Raw genomic sequence first — 12,014 nt, forward strand, 5'->3', positions numbered from 1 at the left:
CTGAACTGCCATCCGCAGCGCTTAGTTGGCTATGGATGACAAGCCGCGACCCGACGCACTTTCTCGCGCGTCCCGATATCTATGACGCCCTGCCGCGTCCGGCGCGCGAGCGACTGGAAGTCGTCGCCTTTGGCGCCCTCCAGTGGCCATGGCTGTTGCGGTCGCTATGGGGCGGACGAAAGGCGGAAAAAGCCGCGTTGCTCCGCCGCCTCGACCTTGCCGACGATGCCCTGCCGCATCTCGGTAGCTGGAAGGCCGACACGCGTTTCCTGTCGCATATCGTCGATGCGATCGAAGAACTGCGCCCAGCGGTCGTCGTCGAACTGGGCTGTGGGGCGAGCAGCCTCGTCATCGCCAAGGCGCTCGCGAAATTCGGCGGCGGACGGTTCATAAGCTTCGATCAGCATCAGGAATTCGTCACCTCCACGGCGCGCTGGCTCGCCAGTCAGGGCATATCCGCGGACCTCCGCCACGCGCCGCTCGGGCTGCCGCCCGGCGAGTGGCCCGGTCTTTGGTACCAACTTTACGACGTGCCCAGCGACATCGGTATGCTCGTGATCGACGGCCCGCCCTGGGCCTTGCATCCGCTGGTGCGCGGCGCGGCCGAATCGCTTTTCCCGCGGCTTGCGGACGGCGCGCGAATCCTGCTCGACGACGCGGCGCGGCCAGGCGAACGCCTCGTCGCGCGACGCTGGCAGAAACGCTGGCCGCAGATCGATTTCGCGTTCGACCGGTCGGGCACAAAGGGCACGCTCATCGGCCGTATGCCACGCGGCTGACATCGCGCAACGAAGAGCCTAGGGTGCCGGCGACGCCAATCGATCAAGGTGAGCCCATGTCGCGCCAAATCCTCGTCTTCTATGGCAGTTATCGCCGCGACCGGCAGGGCGTCAAACTCGCGCGCTGGCTCGTCGATGCAATCGGCGCACGCGGCGACAGCGCCGAGCTCATCGACGCCAAGGCGGTCGATCTGCCGATGCTCGACCGCATGTACAAGGAATATCCGAAGGGCGAGGCGCCGGCGGAGATGGAGGAACTCGCGGGCAAGATCCGCGCCGCCGATGGCTTCCTGTTCGTCACCGGCGAATATAATTGGGGGCCACAGCCCGGCCTCAAGAATTTGACCGACCATTATCTGGAGGAATGGTTCTGGCGCCCCGCGGCGATCGCCTGCTACTCAGCGGGCTCTTTCGCCGGAGTACGGTCGATGATGGGGTGGCGCGACATTTTGGGCGAGATGGGGATGGCGGTCATCTCGTCGATCCTGCCCGTCGCGCGCATCGGCAAGGCCTTTGATGGCGACGGCCTACCCGCAGGCGACGAGGGCAGGCAGCTCGAACGGTTGTTCCCGCGCTTCGCCGACGACCTCAACTGGTGGATCGACGCCGCCAAGACGCAGCGCGCCAAGGTCGATCCGCCCTATTAACCCGACTTGAGTTCGGCGGCGAGGCGCAGGCTGGCGCGCCAGAAGAAGAAGGCGGGGATCAGGCCGAGCCACGCGGCACCGTAGAGGACGTAGCGCACGCTTTCCTCGCCATAGGTCGGCGCAAGCGCGTCCGACAGCACGCCGAACAGGAACGGTCCGAAGCCGAGCCCTATCAGATTCTGTCCGAACAGCATTATCGACGCGGCGACCGCGCGCGCCTGCGGCCGCACCAGCCCCTGTACGCAGGCATAGGCGGGACCATAATAGGCCGAGTTGAGGATGGTCGGCACGATCAGGAGCGCGACCGCGACGCGCCAATCGGCCATCTGATAACCGAGAAAGAGGATCGGGGCGCCGATGGCCATGCCATAGGCTGGCAAGGTCAGGATATGCCGCTTGTCGCGCTTGCCGTAGACGTCGGCGCATTTCCCGCCGAGCCAGGTGCCGAACACCCCTGCCAGCCCCAGCACGACCGCCATCGACAATCCCGCTTCAGTCGTCGACAGACCGTGGCTGCGAATGAAGAAGCTGATCGTCCACAGCGCCTTGCCATAGCCGAGGAAGGCGGTGACCGAGGCCGCGATCAATATGTAGACGAAAGCGCGCGAGGAGAGGATTTCGCGCATTGCCTCGCGCGCGGGAAGCTGCGCTGGCGAAGCGGTTGCCGCCGCCTCGGCCGGCCGGTGGTGGCGTGGTTCGCGCATCAGGAACAGCACCGCAAGCGCAAGCAACAGACCGGGCGCCCCGACAAGCATCAATGCGATACGCCAGCCGTAAAGATCGTTCACGATCCCGCCGAGTATCAGCCCGAGCAGCGAACCGATCGGCACGCCGAGTCCGTAAAACGCGATCGCCGACGATCGTTTTTCGGGCGCGACGCTGTCCGAAATCAGCGAATGCGCGGCGGGCGTGCACCCTGCCTCGCCCACGCCCACGCCGATACGCGCGAGGAGCAATTGCACGAAATTCTGCGCGAGGCCGCACACCGCAGTCATCGCCGACCAGATGGCGAGCGCGAGCGCGATCAGCCGGACGCGGTTCGTTCCCTCCTTGTCGGCATAGCGCGCGATCGGGATACCGAGCAGCGCATAGAAGACGGCGAATGCGGGACCGGCCAGCAGGCCGAGTTCGGTGTCCGAAAGCCCCAGATCGCCCTTTATCGGTTCGGCAAGGATATTGACGATCTGCCGGTCGAGGAAATTGAAGATATAGACGATCAGCAGGATCCAGAGCATCGTCCGCGTCTGCGCGGAAACACCGGTGTCGGCGATCGAAGCGATGCCCGGGGTCGGAACGGCCTTGTCAGTCATTTATCTCTCCCGCCGCCATCGGAGCAGACCGGAGGGACCGGTGTCAACGTCCTTGCGGCGCGCGAAAAATGCCGGTGCGCTATTGCCGTTACGGCGGCCGCCGTGCGACGCCTGGAAAAATTTTCGCCGATCAGCGCCGGCCGGCTATCGCCGCAGCGCGATCAGTGATGGTCGCGCGGCCGCTTCCGGTCCATATTCTCCAACTCGAGCAATTCCATCGGGACATGGATCGCGCGCACCGCCAGCCGGACCTCGACGAGGAACAGGATCAGCGAGACGAGCAGCAACAGCATCGCGGCCGCAAAGGCCCAGGAAGCGGCGACGCCGAGGTTGGCGCCGGTGAAGGCCTGCGTGAACAACAGCGCGACGAGCAGGCAGACGACGATACCGCAGGCGACGGCGGAGAGGATCGAATTGTTGATGATCCCCATTCTCCGGTCGGCTATGCGCAGTTCCGCAACGATGCGGTCATGCTCCAGGCCTTCGGTCTCGGCCCACCGCTCCATCAAATTGCGCGAGCGGTCGACGACGCGCGCCAGCCGGCCCGCGATGACGTTGAGCAGACTGCCGGTCGCCACCAGCAGGAACACCGGCGTGACCGACAGCTGGATCGTCTGCGCGATGGCGCTCGCGTCGGGAGTCACCTAGGCGCCACCGCCCGCCGCGACCGACGGTGTGTTCACGCCGTGCATTGCAAGGAATTTGCGGACATTGCGCGCCGCCTGCCGGATGCGTTGTTCATTCTCGACCATCGCGATGCGGACATAGCCTTCGCCGTCCTCGCCATATCCGACGCCGGGGGCGACCGCGACCTTGGCATGGGTCAGCAGCTGCTTCGAAAATTCGAGGCTGCCCATCTCTTTCAGCGCCGGCGGCAGCGGCGCCCAGGCGAACATCGACGCGGGCGGGCTCGGGATGTCCCAGCCGGCGCGTGCGAAGCTTTCGACCATCACGTCGCGGCGCTTCTGGTAGAGTTCGCGGTTCTTGGCGACGATATCCTGCGGCCCGTTGAGCGCCGCGCAGGCCGCGGCCTGGATCGGCGTGAAGGCGCCATAGTCGAGGTAGGACTTCACGCGCGTCATCGCCGCGATCAGCCGCTTGTTGCCGACCGCAAAGCCCATGCGCCAGCCCGCCATCGAGTATGTTTTCGACATCGAGGTGAATTCGATCGCGACATCCTTCGCGCCCGGCACCTGCAGGATCGAGGGGGTCGGATTGCCGTCGTAGTAGAGTTCCGAATAGGCAAGGTCCGAAAGCACCCAGACCTTGTTCTCCTTCGCCCAGGCGACGAGCCGCTCGTAGAAGGCAAGATCGACGGCTTCGGCGGTCGGGTTCGACGGATAGTTGACCACGAGGATCGACGGACGCGGCACAGTGAAGGCCATCGCACGATCGAGCGCGCGCCAGTAATTCTCGTCGGGGGTCGTCGGGACGCTGCGGATCGTCGCACCCGCGATGATGAAACCGAACGTATGGATCGGATAGCTGGGGTTCGGCGCGAGCACGACGTCGCCGGGGCCGGTGATCGCGGTTGCAAGGCTCGCAAGCCCTTCCTTCGATCCCATCGTCACCACGACCTCGCTCTCGGGATCGAGTTCGACGTTGAAGCGGCGGCCGTAATAATTCGCCTGCGCGCGGCGCAGTCCCGGGATGCCCTTCGACTGCGAATAACCGTGCGCGTCGGGTTTCATCGCCACTTCGCACAATTTTTCGATCACATGCGCGGGCGGCGGCAGGTCAGGATTGCCCATCCCCAGGTCGATGATGTCCTCTCCCGCGGCGCGGGCGGCCGCACGCATCGCATTCACTTCGGCGATGACGTAGGGCGGCAGGCGCTTGATGCGATAGAATTCATCTTCAGACATGGGAAACTAGAACAACTCCTTTGCGTTAGATTCTGGAAGGATGCGAACGGCGCCTCGCCAGCCGCATCCTGGCTTGTTATAGGCATTATATCGGCACTGGCCAGCAGGAACGAGCATGAGCGATACGGGTAAGGACGATACAACCGAAGCGCCGAATCCCTTCATGCCGTCACCCGATGACCTACAGCATTGGGCGAGCGTCTTGGGCCGCGCACAGCAGATGATGCTCGAATACGCCCTGGGCCAGGCGAACCAGGGCAACAGCGCCGCGGCGAGCCTGTTCGACCCCACAAGCTGGCTGCAAAATCCGACGACGCAGCTATGGGCCGAACAATCTTCGAAGATGTGGGAACAGGGCGTGACCTTCTGGACTTCGCTGGCGACGATCCAGCCGTCTTTCGCACCCGATGCCGACGCGCCGAAAGACAAGCGCTTCACCGATCCCGACTGGACCGCCAACCCGGTCTTCGCACTGATCCGCCAGACCTATGGCCTGCTCGCCGAGCAATTGCTGGCGACCACCCGCACGATGCAGGGACTCGACGAACATGCGCGCGCGAAGATGGAGTTTGCCGCGAAGAATATGACCGAGGCACTGGCGCCCTCGAACCTTGCGATCACCAATCCCCAAGTGATCAAGCGCGCGGTCGAGACGCGCGGCGAAAGCCTGCTCAAGGGTTTGAAGCATATGCTGACCGACCTGTCGCGCGGGCAACTCTCCCATGTCGACCCCGACGCGTTCGAGGTCGGGGTCAATATCGCCACGACGCCGGGCAAGGTCATCCACGAGACCGACCTCTATCAGTTGATCCACTATGCGCCGACGACGAAGGAGGTTTTCACCGTACCGCTCGTCATCTTCCCGCCGTGGATCAACCGCTTTTACATCCTCGACCTCAACCCCGCGAAAAGCTTCGTCGCCTGGGCGGTCGAACAGGGGCTCAGCGTTTTCATGGTGTCGTGGAAATCGGCCGACGCGTCGATGAGCGAAATCGTGTGGGACGATTATATCGCGGCGCAGGTCGATGCGATCGACACCGTGCGCGAGTTGCTCGACGTTCCGCACGTCCACAGCATCGGCTATTGCGTCGCAGGCACGACCCTCGCCGCCACGCTTGCGATGCTGTCGGCGCGCGGCGAGGCGGACAAGGTCAAGTCGGTGACCTTCTTTACCGCGCAGGTCGATTTCGAGCTGGCGGGCGACCTCAAGATGTTCGTCGACGAAAGCTATCTGACGCTGCTCCAGCAGCTTTCGTCCGGCGGTTTCCTCGACGGGCGCTACATGGCCGCGACCTTCAACAGCTTGCGCGGGCGCGACCTCATCTGGAATTATGTCGTCGGCAATTATCTGCTCGGCAACGACTATCCGCCGTTCGACCTGCTCTATTGGAACGGCGATGTAACCAACCTGCCTGCCAAGTGGCACCGCCAATATCTGGTCGACCTCTATCGCGACAATCGCATGGTCATCCCGAACAGCCTGTCGGCGATGGGGACGCCAATCGACCTCAAGAAAATCGTGACCCCCGCCTATATCCAGGCCGGGCGCGAGGACCATATCGCGCCGCTCGCCAGCGTGTGGCGGTTGATGGACCATCTCGCGGGCCCCAGGACCTTCCTCCTCGCAGGATCGGGCCATATCGCGGGCGTGGTGAACCCGCCCGCGGCGGGCAAATATCAATATTGGACCGGCGACAATGGCGCCGCGACGCTCGACGATTTTATTGCGGGAGCGAGCGAGACCAAGGGCAGCTGGTGGCCGCACTGGATCGGCTGGATCGCCGAGCAGGACGACGCGAAAACCGCCGTCAAAGGCGGCCGCATTCCTGGAAAAGGCAAGAAAAAGGCGATCGAGGATGCGCCCGGCCGCTACGTCAAACAGCGGTAATATCCGGCGAATATATTGCTTTCGGACCGGCGCTGCAGCATTTTTGTGCACCGCACAAATTTTCTCTTGAAATCGCCGATCCACTCCTATATTGTGCAGTGCAACATAAAGGAGTTGTCCCGATGGCTACCAAGATGGATAGTGCCGAAAAGGCTTTCGAAGCCGCGACGCTGGAAACCGCCGCCAAGCCGGTGGCCGCTCCTGTCGCTCCGGCTGAAGCTGCGCCCGCGGCGAAGGCCCCGGCGCCCGTGAAAACCAAGACTGTCGCGGCGAAAGCCAAGCCGGTCCAAAAGAAAGCCGCAAAGCCGGCAGCCAAGAAGGTCGCCCCGAAGAAGGCGGCCGCGAAGACCATTGCCCCCAAGGCCGCCCTGAAAACCTCGGCGACTGCGCCGAAGCCGGCCGCCGTCACCACCAAAGGATTCAAGACCATGAACGACACCGTCAAGAAATTCGCCGACGAAGCGAAGACCCGCGCCGAAGCCCTGACCGCCGACTTCAACGAGAAGGCCAAGGAAGCCATGGCGAAGACCAGCAAGATGGCCGAAGAGGCCGTCGAGTTCAACAAGGCGAACATCGAAGCCCTCGTCGAATCGGGCAAGATCGCTGCCAAGGGCATCGAAACGCTCGGCCAGGAAGGCGTCACCTATGCTCGCAAGAGCTTCGAAGACACGACCGCCGCGCTGAAGGGCTACACCGCCGTCAAGACACCGGCCGACTTCTTCAAGCTTTATGCCGAAAACAGCAAGAAGGCGTTCGACGCCGCTGTTGCGCAGACCTCGAAGACCAGCGAACTCGTCGTCAAGCTGACGAACGAAAGCTTCGCGCCGATCTCGAACCGCGTTTCGGTCATCACTTCGAAGATGAAGGCCGCCTGAGGCGCTTTCACCTTCCACCGTTGGCGCGGGCACTTCCCCCTCCTCTCCCCGCCTGCGCCGACACCCCAAAGGCCGCTCGCTTCCTCAGGAAGCGGGCGGTTCTTGTTTTTGGCGCTACCGCTGGCGAACAAGAGGTTAAAATCGGCGACCGCGCCTCTTGCGCTTCGCCCGCCGCTTGCGATATTCCTGCCCATGATGTTTCCAGTTTCGACCATCCATCCGGTCCGCGCCATGGCGGACAAGGACGACGGCGCACCCGGCAGCCCCGGCGTCGGCATTGCGACGCGTACCCGCGCGAAGGCCAAGAAGCCCTCGATGTACAAGGTGCTGCTGCTCAACGACGATTATACGCCGATGGAATTCGTCGTGATGGTGCTGCAGCGTTTCTTCAACATGGACATCGAACAGGCGACGCAGGTGATGCTGCATGTCCACCAGCAGGGCGTCGGCGTGTGCGGCGTGTTCAGCTATGAAGTCGCCGAAACCAAGGTGAACCAGGTGATGGACGCGGCGCGGCAGAACCAGCATCCGCTGCAATGCACGCTGGAAAAGGCCTGATCAGCCCCCCTTGGCCGCCTGCTCGGCGCTGAGCGCCGCAGAGGGCTCCCCCTTCAGATCGCCGTAGCGCAATAGCTCGCCGCATCCGGGGCAGACGGTCGCCGTCCCGACGTCGGCGCCGCAAGCGCGATGGGTATAGCGCATGGCCGGACCCGACCCCGTTTCATCCTCTTCATAGGCCCAGCGTTCGGCCCAGTTGCGCATCGCATAGAGGACGTCGAACAGGTCCTTGCCCTTCGCGGTCAGCCGATATTCGTGGCGTGGCGGCCGCTCCTGATAGGCATGGCGCTCGACCACCCCTTCCTTTTCCATCAGCTTCAGTCGCGCCGAGACGAGCTGGGGACCGAGCCCCGTGTTCGCGGCGATCGCCTCGAACCGCCGTCGCCCGAAAAACAGGTCGCGCAGGATCAACAGCACCGCACGGTCGCCGAGCAATTCCGCCGAACGCCCGACGGGGCAGAAAGTATCCGACAGGTCTGCGCGTTTAGGCATAGACCGTCCTTCATTCCCGTCATTGCGAGCGAAGCGAAGCAATCCAGAGCGGTTTACGCCACTCTGGATTGCTTCGCTTCGCTCGCAATGACGACGTTCTTGCACGCAACCTCAAAAGCTCCTTTCGAATCCTCAAAATCCTCTTGTCACTATGATTATCATAGTTACTATGCGGCGCAAGAGGAGAGTCGCCCATGCCCCATCCCGCAGCCGTCATCATCGGAGCCGGCGACGCCACCGGCGGGGCGATCGCGCGCGCCTTTGCGGCGGAAGGCCTCACCGCCTGCGTCAACCGCCGCGAACGCAACGCCGAGCAACTGGAAGCGCTGGCGCAATCGATCCGCGATGACGGGCGGAAGGCGCGCGCCTTCCCCGGCGACGCCCGCGACGAACAGGCGATGATCCAGCTCTTTGACCAGGTCGAGGCGGAGGTCGGTCCGGTCGAGGTCGCGGTGTTCAATATCGGGGCCAATGTGAACTTCCCGATCGCCGAAACAACGCTGCGCGTTTACACCAAGGTCTGGGAGATGGCGTGCCTCGGCGGTTTCCTGATGGGCCGCGAGGCCGCGAAGCGCATGACCCCACGCGGCCGCGGCACGATCATCTTCACCGGCGCGACGGCAAGCCTGCGCGGCGGGTCGGGTTTCGCCGCCTTCTCGGGCGCCAAGGGGGCGCTCCGCATGCTCGCGCAATCGATGGCGCGCGAACTGGGGCCAGAGGGCATTCACGTCGCGCACACGGTCATCGACGGCGCGATCAACACCGAATTCATCAAGGGCCGCCATCCCGATTTCGAACATGCCAAGGCGGAGGATCTCATCCTGAACCCCGATGCCATCGCCGCCAATTATGTCATGCTGCACAAGCAGCCCAAAAGCGCGTGGACGCACGAACTCGACCTTCGCCCTTGGGGAGAAAAATGGTGACCAAAACGCTCGAACTCATTTTCGATTTCGGCAGCCCCAATGCCTATCTGTCGATGAAGGCGCTTCCCGACCTGCTCGACCGCACCGGCGCCGACCTGATCATCACGCCATGCCTTTTGGGCGGCATCTTCAAGGCGACGGGCAACAAGGCGCCGATGGTCCAATATGCAGATGCGCCAGCGAAGCTCGCTTATGAAAACCTCGAGATACGACGCTTCATCGCGAAGCACGGCCTCGTCAAATTCCGTATCAACCCGCACTTCCCGGTCAATACGCTGACGATCATGCGCGGTGCGATCGTTGCCGACGACGAAGGCAATCTCGACGACTATGTCGACGCGGTGAACCACGCGATGTGGGAGGACGGCCTCAAGATGGACGACCCGGAGGTGATCGCGGCCTTTCTGTCGGAGAACGGCTTCGATGGCCATGCCCTCCTCGCGCGCACGCAGGAGCCCGAGATCAAGGCGAAGCTTGTGCAAAACACCGAAGCTGCGGTCGCGCGCGGCGTGTTCGGCATCCCGACCTTTTTCGTCGGCGGCGAGATGTATTTCGGCAAGGACCGCCTTGCACAGGTCGAAGAAGCGCTGGCCTAGGCCTGTGCCGCCGGCGGCGGTCGCCCCGCAACCAGGATTCCGGCGACGATCAGCGCCAGCCCGGCGATGTGGAACAGGTGCAGCGCCTCGCCGAGGAACAGCATGGCGAGCCCCGCGCCCATCAGCGGCATCACATTCATATATTGCCCCGTCGCCGCCGACCCGATCAGCTCGACCCCCCGATTGAAGAAAAGATAGGCGAGGAAGGACGGAAAGATCGAAACATAGGCGATCGCGAGCGCGCTGCCCGCCGCCGGAACGATCAGCCGCCCCGACCAGAGTTCGTGCGCGTAAAAGGGCGCGATCACCATGATCCCCACCCCAATCGATGCCGCAAGAAAGCTGAGCGGGTGCACCGCGGGACGGCGACGGAGCAGCACCGAATAGAGCGCCCAGATAAGCACCGCGCCGCCGATGATCGCGTCGCCGATATTGAGCCGGAGCCCCCACAGCATCGCGGGATCGCCGCGCGCGATGATCGCGAGCACGCCGGCGAGCGAAATGACCACGCCCGCAATTTGGCGCAGGTTCGTCCGGTCGCCCAGAACCACCGCGCCGACAACAAGCACAAGCGCCGGCAGCGCCGACTGGATCAACATCGAATTGAGCGCGGTCGTGCTCTGCAGGCCCGTGTAGAGCAGGATGTTGAACGAACCGATCGCCAGCGCGCCGAGCAGCGCGACGATCGGCCAGTTCGCGCGCAGCACGGGCCAGTCGCGCTTCAGGTGCGGCCATGCGAGCGGCAGCAGAAGCAAGAGCGCGAACGTCCAGCGCCAGAAGGACAAGGCGGCCGGCGGCACCAGGTCGCGCGCCGCGCGGCCGACGATCGAATTGCCGGCCCAGAACAGCGCGGTGACGGTGAGCAGCGGATAGGCCCGCGACCAGATCGCCGCGGCGGGCCCGCCATCCTTCATCATTCAGCCATGCTCCGCCTTCACCCGAAATCCGTCACCGGATAGCGGAACCCCGCTTCCTGTCTAGGTGAAGTCGAGCTGGATGATGTCTTTCGGTGTCGCGCGGCAGTACATTTCAACCTGCTTCGCCCCGTCGGGATAGGTCGCGGTCATCGTCGCGCGGATGCGCCAGCCGCCATTGCCCTGCTCGAGCGAGATCAGCTTGTCATAGGACAGCCGCGTCCCGCCGGTGATCCCGATCTGCCGCGCCGCATCGTTCATGCAATTCTGCACCGACGGCCGCGACGCGCTCGGCAGGCCGCCGAGATTGGCGCTGAGCGTCGCGGGGCCCCGGGGCGGATGCGTCGTCGCGCTTTCCTCGGCCGTGCCGTCGGCCTTTTTCTTCTTCTGGCTCGCGAGCAGCGCGAGCAGCCCGCCCGCGACGACGATGCCGCCGATGATCAGGCCGGTGCTCGGCCCCTTGTCCTTGTCCTTTTCGGGCGGTCGCGTGTTGCGATATCCATAACCGAACTCGGCGCGGCAGCCCTTGTCGACCCAGATATAATCGCCCGTATAGCCCCATTGCCGTCCGGCGTTGCACTTGCCCGCGATCTTGCGCGTCAACTCGACGCGATTGCCGGTGCGGGCGTTGCACTGCTGATACCGCCTGTCCCGCGATTCGCATTTTATCGTGCCCGCGAAATCATAGCCCGGGTAGCCACCTCCCCCGCCATAGCCATAACCGAATTCGGCGCGGCATCCGCCCGAAACCCAGATCCGGTCGGCGTCGAAGCCCCAGTCGCGCCCCTTCGAACAACGCCCGCCGATCACGCGGATCAGGTCGACGCGATTGCCGGTCCGCACGCGGCAGCTTTGCTGGCGATTGGCATAGGATTCGCAGCGGATCGTGCCTTCATATCCCGATCCATAGCCCGGCTGCGTCGGTGGCGGCGGGTAAGGCAGGGTCGTCGCCTGCCCAAGCGCCGGGACGGCCATTTGCGATGCGATGAGCGACGCCGCCGTGACGGCCGTAACGACAGGATTCCGCATGCCCTTTTCTCCCCTGATGAACTGCGACTTCTGCAACCCTCGCTTCCTTGATTTCGTCGCTGATAATTTCACAATTTCCCTTCGCGCGCCATGATCAAAGCGCGGCACAAGCACGACGACTTAACCATGCTTTCC

13 protein-coding genes are annotated in these 12,014 nt (G+C 63.8%); 7 read left to right on the top strand and 6 right to left on the bottom strand.

Features of this window, described 5'->3' with window-relative positions; translation table 11 throughout:
* Window positions 1–35 precede the first annotated feature (35 nt).
* Window positions 36–779 carry a class I SAM-dependent methyltransferase gene (locus VSX79_RS12415; protein WP_179495024.1) on the top strand — a complete coding sequence of 248 codons (744 nt, stop codon included), beginning with the start codon at window positions 36–38 and terminating at the stop codon, window positions 777–779.
* 56 nt (window positions 780–835) lie between these two features.
* The gene (locus VSX79_RS12420) at window positions 836–1,426 is read left to right on the top strand and encodes an NADPH-dependent FMN reductase (RefSeq protein ID WP_326913497.1); all 591 of its coding nucleotides are present in this window, start codon (window positions 836–838) and stop codon (window positions 1,424–1,426) included.
* Here VSX79_RS12420 and VSX79_RS12425 read toward each other — a convergent pair.
* From VSX79_RS12425 to VSX79_RS12435, 3 genes are all read right to left on the bottom strand, one after another.
* Window positions 1,423–2,736: a spinster family MFS transporter gene (locus VSX79_RS12425; RefSeq protein ID WP_326913498.1), complete on the bottom strand. Its 1,314-nt coding sequence runs from the start codon at window positions 2,734–2,736 to the stop codon at window positions 1,423–1,425. The two genes, VSX79_RS12420 and VSX79_RS12425, sit on opposite strands and share 4 nt — an antisense overlap.
* Before the next feature lie 161 nt (window positions 2,737–2,897).
* Window positions 2,898–3,380: a DUF2721 domain-containing protein gene (locus tag VSX79_RS12430; protein WP_326913499.1), complete on the bottom strand. Its 483-nt coding sequence runs from the start codon at window positions 3,378–3,380 to the stop codon at window positions 2,898–2,900.
* The gene (locus VSX79_RS12435) at window positions 3,381–4,601 is read right to left on the bottom strand and encodes an LL-diaminopimelate aminotransferase (protein WP_179495016.1); all 1,221 of its coding nucleotides are present in this window, start codon (window positions 4,599–4,601) and stop codon (window positions 3,381–3,383) included.
* A gap of 115 nt (window positions 4,602–4,716) precedes the next feature.
* On the opposite strand from VSX79_RS12435, the gene VSX79_RS12440 reads away from it, so the two are divergent.
* The 3 genes from VSX79_RS12440 (at window position 4,717) to clpS (ending at window position 7,922) form a co-directional block, all read left to right on the top strand.
* Window positions 4,717–6,489 (top strand): PHA/PHB synthase family protein, encoded by a 1,773-nt coding sequence (locus VSX79_RS12440; RefSeq protein ID WP_326913500.1) that lies wholly within the window; start codon window positions 4,717–4,719, stop codon window positions 6,487–6,489.
* A 536-nt stretch (window positions 6,490–7,025) separates the two neighbouring features.
* Window positions 7,026–7,364, top strand: a complete 339-nt coding sequence (locus tag VSX79_RS12445) for a phasin family protein (RefSeq protein ID WP_257018203.1) — start codon at window positions 7,026–7,028, stop codon at window positions 7,362–7,364.
* Between the two features lie 192 nt (window positions 7,365–7,556).
* Window positions 7,557–7,922: an ATP-dependent Clp protease adapter ClpS gene (gene clpS / locus VSX79_RS12450; RefSeq protein WP_179495012.1), complete on the top strand. Its 366-nt coding sequence runs from the start codon at window positions 7,557–7,559 to the stop codon at window positions 7,920–7,922.
* On the opposite strand, the gene VSX79_RS12455 is transcribed toward clpS, so the two are convergent.
* Window positions 7,923–8,414 (bottom strand): winged helix-turn-helix transcriptional regulator, encoded by a 492-nt coding sequence (locus tag VSX79_RS12455; RefSeq protein WP_326913501.1) that lies wholly within the window; start codon window positions 8,412–8,414, stop codon window positions 7,923–7,925.
* A 194-nt stretch (window positions 8,415–8,608) separates the two neighbouring features.
* On the opposite strand from VSX79_RS12455, the gene VSX79_RS12460 reads away from it, so the two are divergent.
* Together VSX79_RS12460 and VSX79_RS12465 are read left to right on the top strand one after the other, a co-directional pair.
* Complete coding sequence (locus tag VSX79_RS12460; protein WP_326913502.1) at window positions 8,609–9,340, top strand: SDR family oxidoreductase; 732 nt, start codon at window positions 8,609–8,611, stop codon at window positions 9,338–9,340.
* On the top strand, window positions 9,334–9,936 hold the full coding sequence (locus VSX79_RS12465; protein ID WP_326913503.1) for a 2-hydroxychromene-2-carboxylate isomerase: 603 nt from the start codon (window positions 9,334–9,336) through the stop codon (window positions 9,934–9,936). Before VSX79_RS12460 ends, VSX79_RS12465 begins: the two co-directional genes overlap by 7 nt.
* On the opposite strand, the gene VSX79_RS12470 is transcribed toward VSX79_RS12465, so the two are convergent.
* Window positions 9,933–10,853: a DMT family transporter gene (locus VSX79_RS12470; RefSeq protein ID WP_179495004.1), complete on the bottom strand. Its 921-nt coding sequence runs from the start codon at window positions 10,851–10,853 to the stop codon at window positions 9,933–9,935. The genes VSX79_RS12465 and VSX79_RS12470 overlap by 4 nt on opposite strands.
* 60 nt (window positions 10,854–10,913) lie before the next feature.
* Window positions 10,914–11,879, bottom strand: a complete 966-nt coding sequence (locus VSX79_RS12475) for a DUF3011 domain-containing protein (protein WP_179495002.1) — start codon at window positions 11,877–11,879, stop codon at window positions 10,914–10,916.
* Between the last annotated feature and the right edge of the window lie 135 nt (window positions 11,880–12,014).

The sequence above is a fragment of the Sphingopyxis chilensis genome (assembly GCF_035930445.1).
Lineage (GTDB): Bacteria > Pseudomonadota > Alphaproteobacteria > Sphingomonadales > Sphingomonadaceae > Sphingopyxis > Sphingopyxis chilensis.

Coding starts and splice junctions, on each gene's coding strand:
- VSX79_RS12440 (WP_326913500.1), top strand. CDS start 4,717: ATGAGCGATACGGGTAAGGACGATACAACCGAAGCGCCGAATCCCTTC.
- VSX79_RS12475 (WP_179495002.1), bottom strand. CDS start 11,879: ATGCGGAATCCTGTCGTTACGGCCGTCACGGCGGCGTCGCTCATCGCA.
- VSX79_RS12455 (WP_326913501.1), bottom strand. CDS start 8,414: ATGCCTAAACGCGCAGACCTGTCGGATACTTTCTGCCCCGTCGGGCGT.
- clpS (WP_179495012.1), top strand. CDS start 7,557: ATGATGTTTCCAGTTTCGACCATCCATCCGGTCCGCGCCATGGCGGAC.
- VSX79_RS12425 (WP_326913498.1), bottom strand. CDS start 2,736: ATGACTGACAAGGCCGTTCCGACCCCGGGCATCGCTTCGATCGCCGAC.
- VSX79_RS12470 (WP_179495004.1), bottom strand. CDS start 10,853: ATGATGAAGGATGGCGGGCCCGCCGCGGCGATCTGGTCGCGGGCCTAT.
- VSX79_RS12465 (WP_326913503.1), top strand. CDS start 9,334: ATGGTGACCAAAACGCTCGAACTCATTTTCGATTTCGGCAGCCCCAAT.
- VSX79_RS12420 (WP_326913497.1), top strand. CDS start 836: ATGTCGCGCCAAATCCTCGTCTTCTATGGCAGTTATCGCCGCGACCGG.
- VSX79_RS12435 (WP_179495016.1), bottom strand. CDS start 4,601: ATGTCTGAAGATGAATTCTATCGCATCAAGCGCCTGCCGCCCTACGTC.
- VSX79_RS12445 (WP_257018203.1), top strand. CDS start 7,026: ATGGCCGAAGAGGCCGTCGAGTTCAACAAGGCGAACATCGAAGCCCTC.
- VSX79_RS12460 (WP_326913502.1), top strand. CDS start 8,609: ATGCCCCATCCCGCAGCCGTCATCATCGGAGCCGGCGACGCCACCGGC.
- VSX79_RS12415 (WP_179495024.1), top strand. CDS start 36: ATGACAAGCCGCGACCCGACGCACTTTCTCGCGCGTCCCGATATCTAT.